Below are 22,479 nucleotides of genomic sequence, written 5' to 3'. Positions count from 1 at the left end.
GAACGCGTCGCAGGCCAACCGCTGCTGCGGGCGAAAACGGCATCGGCGGCAATCGAGGCGCCGGGCATGCTCGCCTCGCATTATGCGCCGGGTGCTTCCGTGCGCCTCAATGCGACGGCGGTGGAACCCGGTGAGGCGCTGATCGCCTTCGGCAGCCCTGTGGTCTCCGGCGCAAACAGTGCACGGATCGTGCTTGATCTCAGCCCGCGCGGCGACCTGGCAGAGGCGGCGGCCAATCTCTTCGACTACATGAAGCGAGCCGATGCCAGCGGCGCCCAGAGCATCGCCTTTTCGCCGATTCCCGAAGAGGGGCTGGGCGAAGCGATCAACGACCGGCTGCAGCGGGCGGCGGCACCCCGCGACTGAAAAGACTGCGCATGACGATGGAGGACCGAGTCCGAATGAGCAATTCCAGCATTTCCACCGAACTCCTCAACCGCTTCGCCGCAATCGTCGGCGAAAAATACGCGCTGCGCAGCGAAGCCGATCTTGCGCCGCATCTGATCGAAAACCGCGGGCTCTATCACGGCTCCTCCCCTCTCCTCCTGAAACCCGGCTCGGTCGAGGAAGTCTCTGATATCATGAAGCTTGCGACGGAGACCGGAACGGCGATCGTGCCGCAGACCGGCAATACCGGTCTCGTCGGCGGCCAGACGCCGCGTCAGGGCAAGTCCGATATCATCCTGTCGCTCGAGCGGATGAACAAGATCCGTGATGTCGATCCGGTGGCCAACGTGCTGGTGGCCGATGGCGGCGCCATCCTGGCCGAGGTGCAGAAGGCAGCCGAGGCGCATGGGCGGCTGTTTCCGCTGTCGCTCGGCTCGGAGGGTTCCTGCCGCATCGGCGGCAATCTTTCCACCAATGCCGGCGGCACGGCCGTGCTTGCCTATGGCAATATGCGCCAGCTCTGCCTCGGCCTCGAAGTGGTGCTGCCGACCGGCGAGATCTGGGACGGCTTACGCCGCCTGAAGAAGGACAATACCGGCTATGATCTGCGCGATCTCTTCATCGGCGCCGAGGGCACGCTCGGCATCATCACCGGCGCGGTGCTGAAGCTCTTTCCTCAGCCGCTCGGCCATCAGGTGGCCTTCGCCGGCCTGAATTCGGTGGCGGATGCCCTTGCTCTCTTCAACCTGGCCGCCAGCCTCTGCGGCGCCTCGCTCACCGGTTTCGAGCTGATGCCGCGTTTCGGTGTCGAGATCACCACCCGCCACATCGACGGCGTGCGCGATCCGCTGGACGCGGCCTATCCCTGGTACGTGCTGATCGACATTTCGACCTCGGATTCGGCCGAGACGGCGGAGCGGATGATGAATGGCGTGCTGGAACAGGGTTTTGAGGCCGGGCTGGTGCAGGATGCCGCAATCGCCGCATCCGTGGCTCAGCAGAAAGCGATCTGGCACATGCGCGAGAGCATGTCGGATGCTCAGAAGCCGGAAGGCGGGTCGATCAAGCACGATGTTTCCGTGCCGGTGTCGAACATCCCGCATTTCATGGCCGAGGCTGAAGAAGCTGTGATGGCGGCGATGCCGGGCGCCCGCATCTGCGCCTTCGGCCATATGGGCGACGGCAATATTCATTATAATATTTCCCAGCCGGTTGGCGCCGACAAGACCGCCTTCATCGCCCGCTGGCGCGAAATGAACCATATCGTGCATGGGCTGGTGCTGGCGCATGGCGGTTCGATCTCGGCCGAGCACGGCATCGGCCAGCTGAAGCGCGACGAGTTGGCGGCGATCCGGCCGGCGATCGAAATCGAGCTGATGCGCCGTATCAAGCGCGCCTTCGATCCCGCCAATATCATGAACCCGGAAAAGGTTGTCAGCCTCGATCCTTGAGGCCGACGGTCAGAGCGATCAGGCCTGCTGCGTGCAGCAGGTCGGGGCGATCAGCTTTGCTGCGTGCCGCCGCCGGTCAGGATCATCAGCGCCGGCGACTGCTGGGCAGCGTTCTGGACATCGTACATCGCGGTGAACCGGCGCAGCAGCTTGTCGACCTTCTTCGGATCCTGGAGATCCTCGAGCTTGACGAAGCGGTTGATCAGATCGGCCTGCTTGGCGACATCCATGCCCGAGATCTGCGACGGCAGGCTGTAGGCCGTGGTGATGACCTGATAAAGCGCCTTGTCGCCGAGGATCGAATAGATCGAAGTGATGCTCGAGGCCTTGCGGCTGAAATAGAGCGCCAGGCGCACGCCGTCGTTGGTTTCGCCTTGCTGGGCTTCCATCGTCTGCTGGACGTAAAGTTCCTGGGTGTGGTCCTCGGCCGCCTTGTTCTGGATCGTGCCGATCTTGGCGCGGGTCAGATTGCCGTCCTTGTCGAAGTTGAAGGCGGCGACGATATCCTGGAAACGCGCATCGGCCTTGGTGTTGAGGTAGCTCTTCTTGTCGTCGGGATCCGAGGTGAAGATCTTCTTCAGCGTGGCCTTGTCGTAATCCTTCGGGTCAAGATTGTTCGCCTTCAGCACCAGGTCGGTCAGGCGGCTGTCATCCAGGAAATCGTCGAGCGACTTCACCTTCGCCATGCCCTTGGCGAAATAGTCGACTTCGGCCGTCGCATCTTTCGAGGCCTTGTCCTTCACCGGACCGTCCTTCATCAGCATGGTGATATGCGATTTATAGTCGGTGGCGTATTTGGCCATGGTCGCGTCGGGAAGCGCCTGGAAGGGTGATGCCGCCTTGCCGTCGGGGCCGAAGTTGAAGGCGCGGGCAAGGTTGGTGATGCGTTCATCCTTGAGCGAGGCGATATAGCCATCCGGATCATAGGCATCGCTCGTCAGGATCTTGCGCATCATCGAGCGCGGGACATCCTGGTCGGTCAGCCCGAAAGCCTGCAGCGCCACATGGTAGAGATCCGGCAGATTGTCATTGCCCTTGCTGAAATCGGCGGACGAATTGCTGCGCAGGAAATCATTGACGGTCTTGACGTCGGAGAAATTCAGCAGGCTGCTGCTGTCGGCCATAAGCTTCTGGTAGTTGGATGCGACCTCGTCGATCGCCTCGTCGCGTTCGTCGTCATAACGCGCCGCATAATTGTCGTTGGTGGTCTGCGCCTGGTCGGCCGTCTGGACCGAACTGACGACAGGAAGCGATCCGTCGGCGGCGAAGTTGAAGTCGGCGTTGAGATCGGCGTGGCCGGCTGCGGCAGCCGCCGTCGCATCGGTCAGGATGCTCTTCAGATCGGCGTCCGAGATATCGAACGGCAGATTGTAGGTGCTCTTCAGGAAATTGGTGATCGTGCCATCGGCGATGAGATCATCGACATTGCCGATCGTCGCCATCCGGGCGGAATAGTCGTCCGTCCGCGCTGAGGCAGTAAATTTCGTGCTGCTGATCTGGCTGGCCGTCTGCGCCGCCATACCGTCCTCAAGCGTGCCGTCCGCCTTGAAGTTGAAGGCGGCGGCAACGTCGGCATAGGTGCCGGTGCCGCTCTGATCGGTCAGGATATTGCGAAGAGCGACGTCGCTGACCGTCGACGGGATGCCATAGGCGTTGCGCACAAAATTGTTCAGCTTCTGGTCCGTCAGCAACTGATCGACGTTTGAGATGCCCGCAATGGTCGACTGGTAGTAGACTGCCGCATTGTCGGCCTTGCTGGCAGTGCTGGCACTTTGGGTTGCCGTCTGCGAGGCGTAAAGGGTCGCGACCGAACCGTCCGCTTTGAAATTGAAGAGGTCGTGAACGTCGCTGTAGCCCTGGGCGCTGGCAGCCGTGCGGTCGACGAGGAAAGCCCTCAACGTCGCATCGGAGACGCTGTCGGCGATCTGCATGCTGTTTCTGATATAGCTGACCGCAACAGCATCGGACATGATGTCATCGACATTGGTGACATTGCCGATCATGCTGTTGAAATGCGCTGCGTTCGCCGCCGACTTGTCGGTGGTCGACTTCCGCTGCGCCGCGGTCTGGATCACGGAACCATTGATCGAGCCGTCTGCCTGGAAGTTGAAGTCGGCATTGAGATCGGCATGCCCCTGGGCCGCTGCATAGGCGGAATCGGTCAGGATGTTCTTCAGGTCGGCATTGCTGAAACTCGTGCCGAGCCCATAGGCATCCTTGATGTAGCGGGCCAGCACACTGTCGGCGAGCAGGTCGTCGACATTGGTGATCCCGGTCGACTGCGAGGTGACGGTATAATAGTTGTTGGTGCTCGATGCCGCTGCCTTCAGGCTGTTTGCCTGATCGACCGACTGGACGCGCGCCGTGCTGGAGGTCGACCCGTCAGCCTTGAAGTTGAAAGCATTGTAGACATTGGTAAAGCCCATCAGCTGGGCATAACCGGGATCGGTCAACACCGCGCGCAGCGCTGCCGCGGTGAAGTCGGCGCCCATGCTATAGGCCGTCGTGATGTAGGAGGTCAGTCGCTTGTCGGCGACCAGATCGTCGACATTGGTGATCGTGCCGATCTTCGCGGTGTAATAGGCCTTGTTGTAGTCCGCCGCCGTCTGGCCGACGTAGTAGACATCCGAACCGACCGAATTGTCGATGATGAGGGACTGGGAATTCAGGGTGTAGGACTCGATGACCGAGGCCTTCTGCGCGGCGGTCTGCGCCGTGCCGTTGACAGTGCCATCCGCATTGAAGCTGAACTGGGCGGCAAGCGCCTTGTACTTGTCGCCGCCTTGCGTGTTGACGACGCTCGTGGGGTCGCTGAGATCGCTCGTCAGCACCTGCCGCAGAAAATCCTTCGACGCATAGGTCGGATCGATCTTGAAGGTCTTCAGCACATAGGTGCGCAGCCGGGTGTTGTTGACCAGGTCGTCGACGGTCTGCACGCTATCGATATTGTTGCTGTAATAGGTGCTCTCGGCGGTCGCGGCCTTGTCGGCATCGATGAAGGACTGCTTGTAGAGGCCGATGAGGTCGTCCTCCTGCGCGTCCGTCTGCACGTCCTTGGCCGGCTCGTTGAAATTGAAGGCGGCGGCGAACTCGCGGTAGCGCGTATCGGAAAGCTTGTTGGCGTAGCTGTTGGGATCGGTGAGATCGCTCTCGAGCACCTTCTTCATGAAGGCCTTGGCGTAGGTCATGTCCTCGAGACCATAGGCCTTCATCGCATAGCTGTAGAGCTTGTAGTCGCCAAGGAAGTCGTCGAGTGACGTGACCTTGTTGATATGGTCAGCGTAATACTGGGCATCCTTCTTGACCGTCGCTTGCGACGCAACCTTGTTGAGGCTGGACGTCATATCTCGCGACAGGATCGTGTAAGCGAGGGAAGCCGTGATCATAAAAAGCGCCCTTTTCGGCAAAATCTCTAAAAGAACGACGAACTGCTGGTGAGCACATTTTGCCATGGAAAACTTACCTGAGGCTTACCTCTGGATGCATCATTTCAGGACACCACGCCGTTCACCTTCCGGAAACCCTGCCGGATTCGGTTTTGATAACCATCAGAGGAGGCAAAGTTTTCTTAACCGCAATTTTTAAGCTGTACGGAAGGGCGGCTGCCTATTGTCGGCCATAGAGGACGAAAAGTCCCAAGGAGAAGACCGGAAATCGGCTCTCAGGTAAGACAAGGGTAGAATGAAATGAACAATCCCGTTATGAAGCCCGCTTGGGCTGGCACGACGTTACGCCTCGATCCGTCCCGCTTTCCCCAGCAGGTCAGCTACGCCATCCACGATTGTTCGGATGACGTGAATATCACGATAGACGAACGCGGTGCGGTCCTGCGCAAGGTCCTCCCCTCCAGCGGCCTGCCGCTCTCGATTGCGCTGCCGAAGCGCGTTTTCAAGGGTGTCGCCGCCCGCGCCATCGACCATGGCGACGGCGATGTCACCGTAACCCTGGAACTCCACCACGCCGATCCGGAGCTCTGCATTCCGCTGCTCGTCGCGCATGATCTCAGCGACATCGCCGCCGACTGGCGCAGCTGGTCCGAAGCCTTCCGCATTCCGATGCTGATGGTCGAGGCCGACGGCGTCGCCCGGCCGCTCGAAGACCATATCGGCGCCTTGCGCACCAGCGATCTCAAGCCTCGCCGCCGTCATTCCTACTTCGCCAATCGCCGTCCGCGCTTCCTCGTGCGCCGTACAACCGGCCGGCTGGGCGTCGCGATGAAGATCGAAGGTAAGGAAATCATCGCTCGCAACTGAACAAAAACGCGACAGTTCCATTTGGCGACGTCGCTTCGGAACCATTTTGAAACCCGGCGCCCGCGCCGGGTTTATCGTTTCATTCGTCGTCCCAATCAGGGAATGGCAAACAACAGCGAGATGAAGAGGCCGAAGAAGATGATCAGGCCGACGCGGTTGTTTGACTTGAAGAGCGCCAGGCACTGGTCGGCATCATCGATATCGAGCCGGACGATCTGCCAGGCGAACATGCCGGCCGCACCGAGCAGACCCAGAAACGCGATGAGATTGGCGCCGGTGAGAGCGAAAGCGATGAACATCAGCACCAGCGTCAGTCCATAAAGGCCGATCAGCCATTGCCGCGTCCTGTCGCCGAACAGGCGCGCAGTGGAGCGGACGCCGATCAGCTCGTCATCCTCCTTGTCCTGATGTGCATAGATCGTGTCGTAACCGATCGTCCAGGCGACGGAGGCGGCGTAGAGCAGGATGGCTGCAAAGGAGAGGCCGCCGAAAATGCCGGCCCACCCCATCAGCGCACCCCAGGAAAAGGCAAGCCCCAGGTAGAATTGCGGCCAGTCGGTGAAGCGTTTGGCAAAGGGATAAAAGGCCACGATCCCGAGCGAGAGCACGCCGAGGAAGACGTTGAGCCAGTTGAACTGCAGCAGCACGAAGAGGCCGACGAGCGCCTGCAAGCCGATGAAGATTTTTGCCCGACGGCGGGTGACGCGGCCGGAGGGGAGCGGACGTGACCGCGTGCGCGCCACTTCCATATCGATCTCGTGGTCGACGAGATCATTGTAGGTGCAGCCGGCGCCGCGCATGGCGACCGCGCCGATGAAATAGAGGAACAGGTGAGATACCAGCAGGCTGCCGGAATAGATCCCCTCGCCGATCGCCGCGTTGGCGGCAAGGGTCGCCGACCAGAAGCACGGCCACATCAAGAGCTGCCAGCCGATCGGGCGATCCCAGCGCGCGAGCTGCGCATAGGGCCAAAGCCATGGCGGCAGGATCCGGTAGACCCAGTTATCGGAAGGTGCGTCGGAGACGCGATCGTTGAAGTCGCCAGTATCGTGCATGCCGCTCATCTAGCGGCGGGCCGCCGATCCGGTCAAGAAGCGATCATTGTGTTGCCAGTTGCATCATTCCTTCGATCGAAATCGATTTAAGGATGAAATTATACGTAAATTCAAAGCGTTACAGCGCCGCGCGCCTGAAGGGACCCGCGGCGCCGTCAATCACTGCAGTGAGAAATTGAACTTGTAGGTCGCCGAGACGCCGATCAGGACCTGGTTCTTCGAGCCGCGCTCGCGCACGAGGCTGCTGTCGGCGGCAGGACCTGCCAGCCGCTTATATTCGAGGAAGGAACTGGCCGAGAGGTTTTCCGTCGCCTTCCAGGTGAGCGCCGTGCCGGCGCCATAGGACTGGATGCCCGACGAGGGCTTATAAGGATCAAGGCCGCTTGCCGCCGCCTGCTTGGCGTTGACGCCATAATAGGCGTCGTAATAGCCGCTGGTGGCGAAGGTCGCGCGCGGGCCGCCTGACAGTTGCAGGTCGGGCGCGATATCGGTGAAGGCATCGACCGCGAGATCGGCAACGATACCGTCATGCGAGCGGATGCCCTGGCGGACTTCGGCGCGGGCGCGAAGGAAATCGGTCGGGTAAACTTCGACAAAACCGCCGACTTCCGCCCCCCATTTGACCTTCTTCAAGCCCTTCAGCTCGCTGCCGTCGCCGTCATCGCGCGACGGGACGAACCTGCCGACGATGCCGGCACGGAAGGCGCCCTTGTCGATGAGGGCGAAAGAAGGATTGTCATTGCGCGAGGAAAAACGCGGGCCGGCGCCTTGGCGGCCGACCGAGATCAGCGGGCTGAACTTGAATTCATTATGCGACGAGCCCTCAAATTTCGGAGCGGAAAAGCCGGCGACGCCGACGCTCAGATACCAGTCGCCGGACCAGAAGTGCTGGCCGCTTTCCTGGGCGGCGGCCGAACTGGCAGATAAAAGGGCAATAGCCAAACAGATCGATACGACTGATCGATGAGACACGTCCGCACTCCAGAAAACGCAAAAACAAAGCCGCGGAGGGCGGCGGCCGCTACATTTATCCCGATCTCGTTACCCCAATGTTAACCACGGCGGTGAGGGAGACGATTGTAGCTAACGCTGGTTCCAGCGGCGGATGACCGGTTCGGTCAGATCGTGTTCGTAGCCGAGCACGCTGATGCTGGCCGTATCGAGCACGAAACGGGAGCCATCTTCCGGCGGCAGACCGAGCCAGCGGGCGGCAAGGACGCGCAGGAAATGCGAACTCGAAAAGATCAAAATGGTGCCGGCCGTTTCGCGAAGCGCATGGATGACGGCGTCTGCGCGGGCACCGACATCGGCGGCGAACTCGCCATTCGGGCAGCCGTCGCGAAAGAGCTGCCAGCCGGGACGGTCGGCAAGGATCGCCTTGGTGGTGATACCTTCATAAGCGCCGTAGTCCCATTCGGCGAGATCGTCCTTGATCACCGCGCCCGATCCGAATCCGGCGAGCGTGCAGGTCTTGCGGGCCCGCGCGGACGGGCTCGACCAGACGGCGGAGAAGGTAGGGCCCGCCAGCCGGTCGGCGAGTTTGCGGGCGGCCTCCTCGCCGTTCGCCGTCAGGGGAATATCGCTGCGTCCGGTATGGCGCCCGGACAGGCTCCATTCGGTTTCACCGTGGCGGACCAGGTAGATCTCGGGAAACGCACTGCTCATCGGCACGTCCTTTCATTGGAAGCGGTCCCTCGGCAAAACCGCCAGCGGAAGCGGCCCCTCCGCGGGATCAGAACGTCACCTTTTCCAACGGTGCGCGCCTCGCCTCGAACTCCTTCAGCTTGGCTTCGTTGCGAGCGATGTAGTTGCGATTGTCGGGAACGGCAAACTGGTTCTTGGCGACCTGGATCTGCAGGATAAAGAGCTCGTCCCAGCGGAAGCCCATTTCGGAACCCGCCAGATAGAATTCCCACATGCGGAAGAACTGCTCGTCGTAAAGCGCCACCGCTTCAGCCTTGCGCGCCACGAAACGCTCGCGCCAATGGCGCAGCGTATAGGCATAGTGCATCGGCAGGATTTCGATATCCTTGACCAGCAGCCCGGCCTTTTCGAGCGGCGGCACGACCTCGCCGACGGAGGGGATGTAGCCGCCGGGGAAGATGTACTTCTCGATGAACGCATTGGTGCCGAAGCTTGGCTTCGGACGGCCAATCGAATGCAGCACCATGACGCCGTTGTCATCGAGCAGATCCGATACCTTGCGGAAGAAATTGCCGTAATTGCCGATACCGACATGTTCGAACATGCCGACCGAGACGATGCGGTCGAACTTCCTGCCCGTCATGGTGCGGTAGTCCTGCAGCTCGAATCGCACACGGTCGGCAAGGCCGCGCTTTTCGGCGCGCAAACGCGAGACCTTGAGCTGTTCCTCGCTCAGCGTGATGCCGGTGAAATCGGCACCGTCGGTCGCTTCCGTCAGATACATGCCCATGCCGCCCCAGCCGGAGCCGATCTCCAAGATGCGCTGGTTCGGCTCGAGCAGAAGCTTGGCAGCGATATGGCGCTTCTTGGCGAGCTGCGCCTCGTCGAGACCAATGCCCGGCGGCTCGAAATAGGCGCAGGAATATTGCCAGTCCTCGTCGAGGAAAAGATCGAAGAGCTTGGCCGACAGGTCGTAATGATGGGCGACATTGTGCTTGTTGCGATTGACCGGCACGCGGCTCTTCAGCTGCTGCCAGGCAATGCGGCCGAGGAGCAGAGCCGCCATCTTGAAATCGAAGATTTCGTTGGTGGTGTTCTGTTTCACCAGCGACAGGAAATCGTAAATGTTGCCCTGTTCGAGAATGAACCGGCCCTGCATATACATTTCGCCGAGCTTCATGGTCGGGTCGCGCCGGATGGCGTCCTCGGCCTCCTGATCGGCAAGGCGGGCGACAACGGTTTCACCCGTGCCGTCGCCGATAGTATGGGTTTCGCCATTGGCAAGGGTAAGTTTCAATGAACCCTTGCGGACGATTTGCTGGACGATCGATAAGAATGCCGACGCCATGGACGCCTCGCAAATGTGACAGGATGGTCACATCAACTTAGTAGCTCTCTTTCGCCTTACAAGCGCCGGATTTAGCACTCCGTTCAGAACGCTGCCAAACTGTTGCATTTTTGCCGAAATGCCGGTTAAACCCTTATTTTCGCTTCATGGCTTCGGCAAGTGCCGCGCCGAATGCGCCCTGGCTCTCCGGTTTCTGAGCCGCGGGCCGGCGCTCGTTCTGCGGCCGCGACCCTTGGCTTGGGCGAGAATCACCACGCGGCGGCGGCGCTGATGAGCCGTCATCGCGTCGCATGGAAAGACCGATGCGCTTGCGCTTGGCATCGACTTCGACAACCCGCACCTTGACGACATCACCCGCCTTGACGACCTCGTGGGGATCCTTGACGAAGCGGTCGGCAAGCTGGGACACATGCACCAGACCATCCTGGTGCACGCCGATATCGACGAAGGCGCCGAAGGCGGCGACATTGGTCACCGTGCCTTCCAGTACCATGCCGGGCTGGAGGTCGGAAATTTCGTTGACGCCTTCGGCGAAGGTCGCGGTCTTGAAGCTCGGACGCGGGTCGCGGCCGGGCTTTTCCAGCTCCGCGATGATGTCTTTGACCGTCGGCAGACCGAATTTCTCGTCGATGAACTGGCGCGGATCAACCGATTTCAACACCGCGCTATCGCCCATCAGCGCGCGCAGATCGCGGCCACAAGCGGCGACGATCTTCTTGGCGACACCGTAGGCCTCCGGGTGCACCGAGGAGGAATCGAGCGGCTCCTTGCCGTTGGGAATGCGCAGGAAGCCGGCGCATTGCTCGAAGGTGCGGCCGCCGAGGCGGGCGACCTTCAGGAGATCCTTTCGCGTCTCGAAACGGCCTTCGCTGTCGCGGTGGCGGACGATGGCGTCGGCGATCGACGGGCCGAGGCCGGAGACGCGCGACAGCAGCGGCGCAGACGCGGTGTTGAGATCGACGCCGACGGCATTCACCGCGTCTTCCACCACGGCATCGAGCGAACGCGACAGCTTCTGCTGGTCGACGTCGTGCTGATACTGGCCGACGCCGATCGACTTCGGCTCGATCTTGACGAGTTCGGCCAGTGGATCCTGCAGGCGCCGCGCGATGGAGACGGCGCCGCGCAGTGACACGTCGAGATCGGGAAACTCCGCTGCTGCGGTTGCCGAGGCGGAATAGACCGAGGCGCCGGCTTCCGACACGATGACCTTGGTCGGCTTCGGCGCCGGCAACTCGGCCAGCATGTCGGCCACCAGCTTTTCGGTTTCGCGGCTGCCGGTGCCGTTGCCGATCGAGATCAGCTCGACATTGTGCTTGCGGATCAGCGATGCGAGCTCGACCTGGGCGCCACGCACGTCGTTCCTCGGCTGGAAGGGATAGACGGTCGAGGTCGCCACCACCTTGCCGGTGCCGTCGACGACGGCGACCTTGACGCCGGTGCGGATGCCGGGATCGAGGCCCATCGTCGCGCGCGAGCCGGCGGGCGCTGCCAAAAGCAGGTCCTTGAGATTGCGGGCGAAGACGTGGATCGCCTCTTCTTCGGCCCTTTCGCGCAGTTCCCGCATCAGGTCGAGCGAGAGCGACATGGAAAGCTTGACGCGCCAGGTCCAGCTCGCGACCTCCATCAGCCAGCGGTCGCCGGGACGGCTCGTGCCGATCTCGTAGGCCGCCACGATCATGCGTTCGACCGGCTTGTTCGGAGAGGCGGTCTCGGCGTCGGCCTCGATCGTCAGCGTCAGCACCTCCTCGTTCCAGCCGCGCAGCATGGCGAGCGCGCGGTGACCCGGCGCGGTCGCCCAGCGTTCGGAATGGTCGAAATAATCGGAAAACTTCTCGCCGGTCGCCTGCTTGCCGTCGACGACTTTCGCCTTCAGCAGCGAGGCCTGGCGCATATGGGCGCGCAACTTGCCGAGCAGGTCGGCATTTTCGGCAATGCCTTCGGCGATGATATCGCGCGCACCCTCGAGCGCCGTCTTCACATCGGGCACATCAGCTGTGACGAAGCCTTCGGCCAAGACCGCCGGTTCCCTGGCGCGGTCGGCGAGGATCGTCTCGGCGAGCGGGCCGAGGCCGCGTTCACGGGCGATTTCGGCCCGCGTGCGGCGCTTCGGCTTATAGGGCAGATAGAGATCCTCGAGCTCGGCCTTGGTTTCGGCCCCAGTGACCTTGGTCATCAGCTCGTCGGTCATCTTGCCCTGGCCGGTGATCGATTCGACGATCGCGTCGCGCCGGGCTTCGAGCTCGCGCAGATAGACCAGCCGCTCGGCGAGATTGCGCAGCTGCGTATCATCAAGCCCGCCCGTCACTTCCTTGCGGTAGCGGGCGATGAAGGGCACGGTGGCACCCTCATCGAGCAACTCGATGGCGGCTTTGGCCTGTTCGGGCCGGGCGTTGATTTCGGCGGAGATGCGGGCTGCGAGAAAACGGAGGTCTGCGGCCATGGGATTTCCTGTTTCGTCAGAGGTGGCGGGACCATAGCGGCGAAAAGCGGCAAGGCAATGTTGGAGTTTACGGCTAAGCGCCGATCCACAGGATAAGCATGCCGGAAAGGCGGCGATTTTGCGGTTGTGCAGATGCGCCATTCTTTGCTAGCAGAAGCAACGTTTTGACCCGGCGCCCATGCCATCCCTCCCCTGTCGCGGGAGGCAAGGAAATTCGACATGCCAAACCTTCTTCTCGAACTCCGCTCCGAAGAGATTCCGGCCCGCATGCAGCGCAAGGCTGCCGGCGACCTCAAGAAGCTCGTCACCGATGCGCTTGTCGAAGCGGGTCTGTCCTACGAGGGGGCGCGCGAATACTGGACGCCGCGGCGGCTTGCGCTCGACATTCACGGCCTGACGGCCCGCTCCGCCGATGTGCGCGAGGAACGCAAGGGGCCGCGCACCGACGCCAACGAGAAGGCGATCGAGGGTTTTCTGCGCGGCGCCGGCCTTTCGTCGGTCTCCGAGGCGCAGGTGGTGAGCGATGCGAAGAAGGGCGATTTCTACGTCGCGGTCATCTCCAAGCCCGGCCGCGCGACGGAAGAGATCGTCACCGATGTCATGCCCGGCATCATCCGCGATTTTCCCTGGCCGAAATCGATGCGCTGGGGCAAGGCCTCGTCGAAGCCCGGCGCGCTGCGCTGGGTGCGGCCGCTGCAGTCGATCGTCTGCACCTTCGGGCCGGAGCATGAGGAGACCACCGTCATCCCCTTCGAGATCGACGGCATTACCGCTTCCAACATTACCTACGGCCATCGCTTCCACGCGCCCGAGGCGATCACCGTCCGGCGCTTCGACGATTATGCGGCGAACCTGGAAAGGGCCAAGGTCATCCTCGACGCCGAGCGGCGCAAGGACATCATCCTGCACGACGCCCGCGACATCGCCTTTGCCAACGGGCTGGAGCTGGTGGAAGACGAAGGCCTGCTGGAGGAAGTCTCCGGCCTCGTCGAATGGCCGCAGGTGCTGATGGGCAGTTTCGAGGAGGATTATCTCTCGATCCCCTCCGAGATCATCCGGTTGACGATCAAGACCAACCAGAAGTGTTTTGTCACCCGCAAACAGGGTGAAGAGACGCTTTCGAACAAGTTCATCCTCGTCTCCAACATCCAGGCAAGCGACGGTGGCAAGGAAATCGTCCACGGCAACGGCAAGGTGGTGCGGGCCCGGCTTTCGGATGCGCTGCATTTCTGGAAACGCGACCAGGGCAATCTGCCGGATCTCGAGACGCTCACGGCTTCGGCGGCAAAGTTCGGCCTCGACATCAAGAAGCCGCTCGACCAGCGCATGGCCAAGCTCGATGCGCTTGACGTGACGTTCCATGCCAAGCTCGGCACACAGGGCGCGCGCGTCGCTCGCATCCAGGCGCTGGCCAAGGAGCTGGCTGATATCACCGGTGCCGACGCGGCTCTGGTCGATCGCGCCGCCGTGCTTGCCAAGGCCGATCTGCGCACCGAAGCCGTCGGCGAATTCCCGGAACTGCAGGGATTGATGGGCCGCAAATATGCGGCGCTGCAGGGCGAGGATGCCTCCGTTGCCGCCGCGATCGAGGACCACTACAAGCCGCAGGGTCCGTCGGACCGCGTGCCGGAGGACAGAGTGGCGATCACGATCGCCCTTGCCGACAAGCTCGATACGCTGATCGGCTTCTGGGCGATCGATGAAAAGCCGACGGGATCGAAGGATCCGTTTGCGCTGCGGCGGGCAGCACTCGGTGTCGTCAGGATCCTGCTCGAGCGAAAGATCCGCCTGCCGCTGTTGGCAACGACAAGGGATGGCGACCTGCTCTCCTTCTTCCACGACCGTCTCAAGGTCTATCTGCGCGACCAGGGCGCCCGCCACGATCTCATCGACGCCGTGCTGACTTCAGATGCCGACGACCTGTTGATGGTGGCGCGCCGCGTCGAAGCGCTGACGGCCTTCATCACCTCGGAGGACGGCAAGAACCTGCTCGCCGGCACCAAGCGCGCGACGCAGCTGCTCGCCGCCGAGGAAAAGAAGGGCACCGTGATCGCCGATGGCGTTTCGGAAGCGCTTCTGAAGCTCGATGCTGAGAAGGAACTGTTCGCCGCAATCTCCAGCGCCTCGAAGGATGCCTCGGACGCGGTCGCCAGGGAAGACTTCCGCTCGGCAATGGAAGCGCTTTCCAAGCTGCGCGGCCCGGTCGACCGCTTCTTCGAAGACGTGCTCGTCAATGACGAGGACGCCGCCATCCGCGCCAACCGTCTCGCCCTGCTGCGGCTGATCCGCGAAGCGACCGGAACGGTTGCGGATTTCTCGAAGATCTCGGGGTGATATTCGGCCGCCATCGGCGGTCTGGCATTGCCGCCGTCATCGCGTTATTCAAGAGACATGCAGAGCAAGATTCTTGTCAGCGCCTGTCTTATGGGCCAGGCCGTCCGCTATGACGGCCGGGCGAAGCCGTTGCTTCATCCTGTGATCGAGACATGGCAGGCCGAGGGCCGGCTGGTGACGATCTGTCCGGAGATGTCGGCAGGCATGACGGTGCCGCGGCCGCCGGCCGAGATCGCAAATGCCGCAACCGGCGAAGAGGTGCTGGCCGGCACGGCGCGGGTTGTCGAGCTGACGGGCGCCGACGTGACGGAAGAGTTCCTGCAGGCGGCGGAAAATGCCGTGGCGCTCGCACGACAGGCAGGCTGCCGCTATGCGCTGCTCATCGACGGCAGCCCCTCCTGCGGTTCGGCTTTCATTTATGACGGCACCTTTTCCGGCCGCAAGCAGGCCGGCCACGGCGTGACGGCGGCGGCGCTGAAAGCTGATGGCGTCGAGGTGTTTTCCGATCACCAGATCGAGGAACTGATCGACCGTATCGCGCAATGAGCCTCAAAAGGCACGGCCGCCGGAGAACCGACGGCCGCTAAAAATTTGGTGATAAAAACGCTTTTGTCCCCGCGCCGTTTAAGCGGCGCGGCGACCTTGATGCATGGCCGGAGCGGCGCTTTCGCCACTGACCCGGAAGCCGCGGATGAGGTCGATCAACTCGTCAGTATCGCTGGCCAGCGTTTCGGCCGATGCCGTGGTCTCCTCGGCCATGGCGGCGTTCTGCTGGGTGGCGGCGTCGAGCTGGTTCATCGACGAGGAGATCGAGCGCAGCGTCGTATCCTGTTCCGAGGCGCTGTGGGCGATCTTGGCGACGATCTCGTTGGCGGCCTTGATCTGGTCGGAGATGCGCTTCAGCGCCTCGCCTGCCTCACCGACCAGACGGACGCCGTGGTCGACCTGGCTGGAGGAGCGGGCGATCTGGTCCTTGATCTCCTTGGCGGCCGCGGCGGAACGCTGGGCAAGTTCGCGGACTTCCTGGGCGACGACCGCAAACCCCTTGCCGGATTCGCCGGCGCGGGCTGCCTCGACGCCGGCATTCAGCGCCAGCAGATTGGTCTGGAAGGCGATCTCGTCGATGACGCCGATGATCTTGGTAATCTCCGACGACGACTTCTCGATGCCGCTCATCGCTTCGATCGCCTGGGTGACGATCGCATCGCTATGGGTGGCTTCGGTGCTGACCGCGTGGACACGCTTGCTGGCTTCATGGGCGCCATCGGCGGTCTGGCGGACGGCGACCGTGAGTTCGTCGAGCGCGGCCGAGGTTTCCTCAAGGCTGGCGGCCTGGCGCTCGGTGCGCTGCGACAGCTCGTTGGAAGCGCGGCGGATCTCTTCCTTGCTGGTGCCGATGTCGGTGCCTTTGGCGCTGACCTTGGCCATGGCGGCTTCGAGATGCGACAGCGCATCGTTGAAGTTGTCGCGAAGGGCGGCGTATTTCTGGCCGAGATCGGCGCAGCGGACGGTGAGATCGCCGCGGGCGATCATCTCCAGCGCCTGGCCGATCGTCGTCACCACTCGCGCCTGCAGTGTGGCTTCATCCTGCTGCTGGCGCAGATTGTTTTCGCGCTCGTTTTCCAGCGCCAGCTGCTGGGCCGCCTCGCGATCGGACATCGCATGACGTTCCCTGATCTTTTCCTGCAGCGACTGCGTAGCCTTCGCCATCATGCCAACTTCGTTGTTCATGCCGATATGCGGGATAGTGATTGAAACATCCTCTTCGGCGACAGCCTTCAGGGCGGCATGGACGTTGTTGAGAGGTCCCGAAATGCCGCGGATGACGATATAGGCGGCCGTCATGGCAAGGAAGAACAGAACGATGCTGCCGGAGAGCGCGGTCAGGATCGTGCTGTTTATCTGAGCATCGAGATCATCCATGTAGACGCCGGTGACGACGACGACCTTCCAGGGATCGAAGGCCTGTCCATAGGCTGTCTTGCGGTAATCGCCGGCCGGCTGGCCCGGTTTGCTGGTGGAATAAAATTCGACCAGACCGCCGCCCTGCTGCCCGAGCTTGACCAGCTCTTCGCGATAGAGCTTGCCTTTGCTGTCCGCCTGGCCCTTCAGGTTCTGCCCGACTTTCGCGGCGTCGTAGTGGAACATCATCTGGACGTCGTAGCTATAGCCGAAGAAATAGCCGTCCGGGTCGTATTTCATCCCATTGACGGTCGCGTAGGCCTGCTTCTGGGCATCCTCGAGCGTCATTTCGCCCGCGGTTACCTTGGCCTGGTAAAGCTTGAGAACCGAGACCGCCGACTGAACCTCGGCGCGGAGCATGTCATAACGCTCCTTGTAGATCGCATCGACCGAGGATCGGATCTGCAGGGAGGTGGCGATCGCAAAGGCGATCATCAGGCCGACGACCAGCAATATGAGCTGCTTCGATATCTTCAAATTTTTCATGACGCCTCGCAACGGGAATGGATAGCTGCATTCCGGTGCGGTTTTCTACCGCCTGTGCGAGCGCGCCAAACAACGACGCGTCTACCGCTGCTAAAATAAACATGCTGCGACCGGGTAAGTAACAATCGATGCTTACCCTATAAAAAAGCTTTAACTTTATTGAATGCGATGCGAACTTCCCTCAAAATCAAGGGGTAGAGTTACAAGGCACACCGCCGGATTTTCATCCGCCGGCCTAATATCATGTCGAACTCTCAGCTTGCCCGGCGCATCAAAACAGGAATGCACCCCCGCTGCTCATCGAGGGTGCATTCGTCCACCGGTGGTGGAACCCCAAGCGATCGAAACCTTGATCAGGCAGGGGCAGGGAACTTTTTTAGAATCGCAGCTTAAACTCGGAAACGTTAATCGCTGCCGGTTGTTCCGCCATACCTGCCGCAACGGGCCTGGCGTCGCCGCCAATGACGGCCGCGGTGGTTGCATTCATGTCGATGCCGTCTACCGGCGCCGCCGGCGGCGCGGCCGCAATCATGGATTCAGGCGTCGCCTTGCTGACGAAGACGACGGGCGAGCCGCCCATCCAGCCTTCGGTGCGATAGATCTTCTTTTCGCCGCCGACGTCGCGGACTTCACTTGCCTGGAAAGCACCGGGCTTCAGCTCCGGCACCGTGTAGTCCTTCTTGGTCAGTTCGGCCTGGAGCGGCGGGCAATCGGCACAGCTTTCGGTGACGATGCTGCCTTCAGCGCGCGGCGCAGTTTTGCCGATGACCTCGATCGAGGACGCCATCGCTGAGCCTGCCATCAGCAGGATTGCCGCACCGAGGAAAATCTGACGCATCAATGCCACTCCGTCTCACTATGGGAGCGGTATAGCGCAGCTTTGTTTCCATCCCGTCAGGGGAAAGGGTAAAAATTTAAAGAACGGGCCGGTTTATACTCACTCCGAGCCCGTTTCGCGCTCGATCGCCCGCCAGCCGATGTCGCGCCGGCAGAAGCCGTTTTCCCATCTCACCCTGTCGAGCAGCGCGTAGGCGCGGTTCTTGGCATCGGCGACCGTGCCACCTGACGCGGTGACGTTCAGGACGCGGCCGCCAGTCGCAACCAGTGCACCGTCTTTCAGACCCGTGCCGGCATGAAACACCTTCTCGCCCTCGCCCGCGTCAGGCAGGGAGAGGATCGGCGTGTTCTTCTCGTAGGCGCCGGGATAACCCTTGGAGGCCATGACCACCGTCAGCGCCGGATCGTCGTTCCATTCGGCCTTGACCTGATCGAGCGTGCCATTGGCGGTGGCGAGCAGCAGCGGCAGGAGATCGCTCTTCAACCGCATCATCATCACCTGGCATTCGGGATCGCCGAAGCGGACATTGTATTCGATCAGCTCCGGCCCCTTCTTGGTGATCATCAGCCCGGCGAAAAAGACGCCGGAGAAGGGATGACCGCTCTCGGCCATGCCACGCATCGTCGGCTCGATGATCTCTTTCATGGTCCGCTCAACCATTTCGGCGGTCATGACAGGCGCCGGCGAATAGGCGCCCATGCCGCCGGTATTGACGCCGGTATCGCCCTCGCCCACCCGCTTGTGATCCTGGGCGGTTGCAAGCGGCAGCGCATGTTTGCCATCGCAGAGGCAGAAGAAGCTCGCTTCCTCGCCATCGAGATAGGCTTCGACGACGACCTCGGCGCCGGCAGCGCCAAAGGCGCCCTCGAAACAGTCGTCGACCGCCGCCAGCGCCTCGTCGAGCGTCATCGCAACCGTCACGCCCTTGCCGGCGGCAAGACCATCGGCCTTGACGACGATCGGCGCGCCCTCGGCGCGGATATAGGCTTTGGCCTTCGGTCCATTGTTGAAACGCTGGTAGGCGCCTGTCGGAATGTCGTAGCGGGCGCAGATATCCTTGGTGAAGCCTTTGGAGCCCTCGAGCTGGGCTGCGGCAGCGGAAGGACCGAAAACCACAAGGCCATCGGCGCGCAGCCGGTCGGCGAGGCCGGCAACCAGCGGCGCCTCCGGGCCGACAACGACGAAATCGATCGCCTTGTCCTTGCAGAAGGCCGCGACCGCTTCGTGATCCTCGATGTCAACCGGCACGAGGACGGCGTGTTCGGCAATGCCGGGATTGCCGGGTGCGGCGTAGAATTCCGTCATCAACGGCGATTGCGCCAGCTTCCAGGCGAGCGCATGCTCGCGTCCGCCCGATCCGATCAACAGAACCTTCATGCGCGACCCTTTCCTTTTCTGTCTGGCGGTTAAGGGCCAAGGGCTAAAAGGTCAAGCGGGAAAGCTTACCAGCCCCCGCCTCCGCCGCCTCCGCCGCCGCCTCCCGACGAGCCGCCGCCGGAAAAACCGGAGGAGGAACTCGATGGCGGCGGCGCGGGAATCGTCGACGCGATGGTCGAGGCCATGGACGAGGAAAAGCCGCCGATGCGATCGGAAAAGCTGCCGCTGTTGAAGTTGCCGGAATACCAGGTGGGCGCATAGGCAGCAGCCGCGCCGGCAGCGGCCGCCGCAAGCCAGGTTTCGAAAGTGCGCGACCAAGGCTTTTCGACGCCGAGCGCCACCGCATAGGGCAACAGCGTCTCGAAATGCCGCGGCGACATTTCCGGAGCGCCTGCCGTGTTCATCCGGTCCTTCTCGGCAAGCGTCAGATACTGGCGCAGGCCGTCTATGCCATCCATCATCTTGGCGCCGAGGGGGGTCGGCGCGCCCATGATGAAGAAATATAGGATGTTCAAAAGCACGATGCCGCCGACGGCAAAGAGCATCGGCGTTTCGTGCAGTTCCACCAGCGAGGAGGCAAGCGCCAGAACCATGGTCGCCAGAATGCTGATGCCGACGAAAACTCCGACGGCGGCGGCGATGATGGCGATGATCTTGCCGAACAGTGATTTGCCGCGATGCAACGACCTGACGAGGCCGGCGGCGAACACCGCGACGAAGACCGAGATGGCGCTCGGGATCAGCATCAGCGCGATGGTGTCGGGCGCCAGCGAACCGAAGACGAACAGGATCACCAGGGCTGCGGCGCTGAGCGCGATGCCGCCTGCGGTATAAGCCAGGTTGGAATTGTAATATTTGCCGCGATGCTCCTTCTCGATCGCCGAGCGGAAGGCTTGGCCGACAGACTTCACCCGCTCGCCATTGGCCTTGTCGATCGTCAGCGTCGAACCGGCACCGCCGGCAACCTTCAGCAGTTCGATTTCGCCGGCCTGGAATTTCTCCTTGCCGAGCGGTTTGCCGGTGCCTTGGATGACGATCGAATTCTTCAGGTCTTCGAGCTTGACGTAGCCGCGGACGGCAAGATTGAGGGCGGTGGCAGAGAGCGCCGTCCAGCCCTCGCCGGAGAAGCCCTTATTGTCGATATAGTTGACCAGCGCCGGCGAGATACCATCAGGCGCGTCCCAGCGCGGCACGACGACGCCACGGGCGGGATCGCGGCCGACCTTCAGCCAGGAGCGCGTGTAATAGGCGAAAACGAGGATCAGGCCGCCGAAGCCGATGAAATAATTGCGGTTGTCCTTCAACCACCAGGTGCTTTCCATATCCGCGCTCGGCGGATCGATCGAACCCTTCGGCAAGCGGATCGCGAAGGTCAGGCCTTCGTGGGCATCAAGCGGCGCGGTGGTGGAAAAGACCAGGCCAGCGCCGGTTTCGCTGACGCGGGCATTCTTTTCCGTCGCACCTTGGGGGCCGGTGAAGAAGGCCGTCTCCGTCGCGCCGACGCCGGGCGGCAGCTTCACCGTCGCGGTGGCCAAGCGGATCGGGAAGATCCAGCCATTGCCGGTGACGTTCCAATAGAGTTCGTCGTGATCGTCGAAATAGCGGATCTGGCGATTGGTCCTGTAGGTGAAGACGTATCGATGACGGCCCGGCGTCACGGTCACGTCGGCAGAACCGGCATAGATGCGGATGCCGCCTGATATCGATTCGGTGTGCCAGGGCTCGTTATCGCCATCGCGCTGGACCGACACCATATCGAAATCGACGCTGCGGCGGCGGCCCGCGGCATCGGTGAAATAGAGCGGGAAATCACGGAAGATGCCGTGGTTGATCTGATTGCCTTCCGCATTGACGGTGATCGTTTCCGTCACCGTCATCGCGCCACTTTTTTCGAGCGCGATGTCGGAGGCAAAACTGTCGATCACCTCGGCGGCAAAGGCCGCCGGGGCGGCGAGCATCAACAGCAGTGCAAAGCAAAATCCGAAAAACCGACGCCCCATCCCTGTCTCCCGCCGGCAGCCTCGGCTGCGCGTTTCGTCAATCGTTGTCCTGATAGGTCACGCCGAGTGCCGCCAGCGTCCGCCAATAGGCGGGGAAGGTCTTGCCGACGCAATCGGGATCGAGAATGGTGATGCCGTCGATCTTCAGCCCGGCGAGCGCAAAACTCATGGCGATGCGATGATCGGCGAAGCTGTCGATATCCGCCGGCAGACGCTTGCCGGCAAGTGCGGGATCCGACTGCACGATCAGATCGTCGCCGTCTTCGCGGGCGAGCCCTGAAACAATGCGGTTGAGGCCGGTCGAGAGCGCCCGGATGCGGTCGCATTCCTTGACGCGCAGATTGGCGATGCCGACGAAGCGAACCGGCGTCTCGTTGAAGGCGGCAAGCACGGCAAGCGTCGGAACGGCATCCTGCATCTGCGAGCCGTCGATCTCTGCCGGCAGATGCGGGAATTTGGCGATGATGTCATAGGCGCGCGCATCGGGCTGCGAGAAGGTATCGGAGGGAACACCGAGATCGATCGCGCCGCCGGTGAGAACCTCGGCCGCCCAGAGATAGGTCGCGGCCGAGGCATCGGGCTCGACGATGAAATCGGCAGCGCGGTAGCCGGTCGGCTCGACACGCCAGGTGACCGGGCTGGTCTTCTCGACCTTGGCGCCGAAGGCCTTCATCGCCGCCGTGGTCAGATCGATATAGCCAAGCGCGCCGATGTCCTCGCCGACGAGCTCGATATCGACCGGCCGGTCGCCGCCGGCCGCCATCATCAGCAGCGCGGAGACATACTGGCTGGACAGGCCGCCATCGATGCGGATGCGGTCGGCCTGGAAGCGGCCGGTGCCCTTGACGGTGACCGGCGGGCAGCCGGTCTCGGCGGTCGCATCGATGCCGAGCGTGCGCAT

General features: G+C 62.1%; 16 protein-coding genes. 5 read left to right on the top strand and 11 right to left on the bottom strand.

Going from position 1 to position 22,479, the window contains the following annotated elements; all coding sequences use genetic code 11:
- Both MOV76_RS29485 and MOV76_RS29480 read left to right on the top strand, forming a co-directional pair.
- Positions 1-366 (top strand): Sua5 family C-terminal domain-containing protein (locus tag MOV76_RS29485; RefSeq protein WP_309506586.1); only part of this gene is annotated, 366 nt, incomplete at its 5' end.
- A 35-nt stretch (positions 367-401) separates the two neighbouring features.
- Positions 402-1,838, top strand: a complete 1,437-nt coding sequence (locus MOV76_RS29480) for an FAD-binding oxidoreductase (RefSeq protein WP_247265860.1) — start codon at positions 402-404, stop codon at positions 1,836-1,838.
- 50 nt (positions 1,839-1,888) lie between these two features.
- On the opposite strand, the gene MOV76_RS29475 is transcribed toward MOV76_RS29480, so the two are convergent.
- Positions 1,889-5,224 carry a DUF1217 domain-containing protein gene (locus MOV76_RS29475; protein WP_247265859.1) on the bottom strand — a complete coding sequence of 1,112 codons (3,336 nt, stop codon included), beginning with the start codon at positions 5,222-5,224 and terminating at the stop codon, positions 1,889-1,891.
- Between the two features lie 300 nt (positions 5,225-5,524).
- Here MOV76_RS29475 and MOV76_RS29470 point away from each other — a divergent pair, with 300 nt between their 5' ends.
- Entirely contained in the window at positions 5,525-6,091 is a 567-nt protein-coding gene (locus tag MOV76_RS29470) for a DUF6101 family protein (protein ID WP_017990459.1), read from the top strand.
- Positions 6,092-6,186: 95 nt separating this feature from the next.
- Here the strand turns inward: MOV76_RS29470 and ubiA are convergent, their stop codons facing one another.
- From ubiA to MOV76_RS29445, 5 genes are all read right to left on the bottom strand, one after another.
- Positions 6,187-7,146 (bottom strand): 4-hydroxybenzoate octaprenyltransferase, encoded by a 960-nt coding sequence (ubiA, locus tag MOV76_RS29465; protein ID WP_247265858.1) that lies wholly within the window; start codon positions 7,144-7,146, stop codon positions 6,187-6,189.
- A 159-nt stretch (positions 7,147-7,305) separates the two neighbouring features.
- Positions 7,306-8,118, bottom strand: coding sequence for a MipA/OmpV family protein (locus MOV76_RS29460; protein WP_247265857.1), 813 nt, complete (start codon positions 8,116-8,118; stop codon positions 7,306-7,308).
- Between the two features lie 111 nt (positions 8,119-8,229).
- Positions 8,230-8,811, bottom strand: coding sequence for a histidine phosphatase family protein (locus tag MOV76_RS29455; protein ID WP_113541708.1), 582 nt, complete (start codon positions 8,809-8,811; stop codon positions 8,230-8,232).
- Between the two features lie 67 nt (positions 8,812-8,878).
- The gene (locus tag MOV76_RS29450; RefSeq protein WP_047621988.1) at positions 8,879-10,138 is read right to left on the bottom strand and encodes a cyclopropane-fatty-acyl-phospholipid synthase family protein; all 1,260 of its coding nucleotides are present in this window, start codon (positions 10,136-10,138) and stop codon (positions 8,879-8,881) included.
- A gap of 133 nt (positions 10,139-10,271) precedes the next feature.
- On the bottom strand, positions 10,272-12,581 hold the full coding sequence (locus tag MOV76_RS29445) for a Tex family protein (protein WP_018245033.1): 2,310 nt from the start codon (positions 12,579-12,581) through the stop codon (positions 10,272-10,274).
- A gap of 219 nt (positions 12,582-12,800) precedes the next feature.
- Here MOV76_RS29445 and glyS point away from each other — a divergent pair, with 219 nt between their 5' ends.
- A complete protein-coding gene (gene glyS, locus MOV76_RS29440) occupies positions 12,801-14,915 on the top strand; it encodes a glycine--tRNA ligase subunit beta (RefSeq protein WP_247265856.1) in 2,115 nt (704 codons plus the stop codon).
- Positions 14,916-14,972: 57 nt separating this feature from the next.
- Positions 14,973-15,461, top strand: a complete 489-nt coding sequence (locus tag MOV76_RS29435; RefSeq protein WP_193445774.1) for a DUF523 domain-containing protein — start codon at positions 14,973-14,975, stop codon at positions 15,459-15,461.
- 78 nt (positions 15,462-15,539) lie between these two features.
- On the opposite strand, the gene MOV76_RS29430 is transcribed toward MOV76_RS29435, so the two are convergent.
- The 5 genes from MOV76_RS29430 to MOV76_RS29410 form a co-directional block, all read right to left on the bottom strand.
- Positions 15,540-17,363 carry a methyl-accepting chemotaxis protein gene (locus MOV76_RS29430; protein ID WP_247265855.1) on the bottom strand — a complete coding sequence of 608 codons (1,824 nt, stop codon included), beginning with the start codon at positions 17,361-17,363 and terminating at the stop codon, positions 15,540-15,542.
- Positions 17,364-17,739: 376 nt separating this feature from the next.
- Positions 17,740-18,201, bottom strand: a complete 462-nt coding sequence (locus MOV76_RS29425) for a plant virulence effector HPE1-like domain-containing protein (RefSeq protein WP_065277932.1) — start codon at positions 18,199-18,201, stop codon at positions 17,740-17,742.
- A gap of 99 nt (positions 18,202-18,300) precedes the next feature.
- A complete protein-coding gene (purD, locus tag MOV76_RS29420) occupies positions 18,301-19,578 on the bottom strand; it encodes a phosphoribosylamine--glycine ligase (RefSeq protein ID WP_130651813.1) in 1,278 nt (425 codons plus the stop codon).
- A gap of 65 nt (positions 19,579-19,643) precedes the next feature.
- The gene (locus tag MOV76_RS29415; RefSeq protein WP_130651812.1) at positions 19,644-21,578 is read right to left on the bottom strand and encodes a DUF2207 domain-containing protein; all 1,935 of its coding nucleotides are present in this window, start codon (positions 21,576-21,578) and stop codon (positions 19,644-19,646) included.
- A gap of 37 nt (positions 21,579-21,615) precedes the next feature.
- On the bottom strand, positions 21,616-22,479 hold an 864-nt coding region (locus tag MOV76_RS29410; protein ID WP_247265854.1), incomplete at its 5' end, for a 3-phosphoshikimate 1-carboxyvinyltransferase.

It is taken from the genome of Rhizobium sp. PRIMUS64, assembly GCF_023006465.1.
In the GTDB taxonomy this organism is placed as follows: Bacteria; Pseudomonadota; Alphaproteobacteria; order Rhizobiales; family Rhizobiaceae; genus Rhizobium; species Rhizobium leguminosarum.
This window is presented reverse-complemented; position numbering and strand designations above follow the sequence as displayed.

Coding starts and splice junctions, on each gene's coding strand:
- MOV76_RS29425 (WP_065277932.1), bottom strand. CDS start 18,201: ATGCGTCAGATTTTCCTCGGTGCGGCAATCCTGCTGATGGCAGGCTCA.
- purD (WP_130651813.1), bottom strand. CDS start 19,578: ATGAAGGTTCTGTTGATCGGATCGGGCGGACGCGAGCATGCGCTCGCC.
- glyS (WP_247265856.1), top strand. CDS start 12,801: ATGCCAAACCTTCTTCTCGAACTCCGCTCCGAAGAGATTCCGGCCCGC.
- MOV76_RS29455 (WP_113541708.1), bottom strand. CDS start 8,811: ATGAGCAGTGCGTTTCCCGAGATCTACCTGGTCCGCCACGGTGAAACC.
- MOV76_RS29475 (WP_247265859.1), bottom strand. CDS start 5,224: ATGATCACGGCTTCCCTCGCTTACACGATCCTGTCGCGAGATATGACG.
- MOV76_RS29470 (WP_017990459.1), top strand. CDS start 5,525: ATGAACAATCCCGTTATGAAGCCCGCTTGGGCTGGCACGACGTTACGC.
- ubiA (WP_247265858.1), bottom strand. CDS start 7,146: ATGCACGATACTGGCGACTTCAACGATCGCGTCTCCGACGCACCTTCC.
- MOV76_RS29430 (WP_247265855.1), bottom strand. CDS start 17,363: ATGAAAAATTTGAAGATATCGAAGCAGCTCATATTGCTGGTCGTCGGC.
- MOV76_RS29480 (WP_247265860.1), top strand. CDS start 402: ATGAGCAATTCCAGCATTTCCACCGAACTCCTCAACCGCTTCGCCGCA.
- MOV76_RS29435 (WP_193445774.1), top strand. CDS start 14,973: ATGCAGAGCAAGATTCTTGTCAGCGCCTGTCTTATGGGCCAGGCCGTC.
- MOV76_RS29445 (WP_018245033.1), bottom strand. CDS start 12,581: ATGGCCGCAGACCTCCGTTTTCTCGCAGCCCGCATCTCCGCCGAAATC.
- MOV76_RS29415 (WP_130651812.1), bottom strand. CDS start 21,578: ATGGGGCGTCGGTTTTTCGGATTTTGCTTTGCACTGCTGTTGATGCTC.
- MOV76_RS29450 (WP_047621988.1), bottom strand. CDS start 10,138: ATGGCGTCGGCATTCTTATCGATCGTCCAGCAAATCGTCCGCAAGGGT.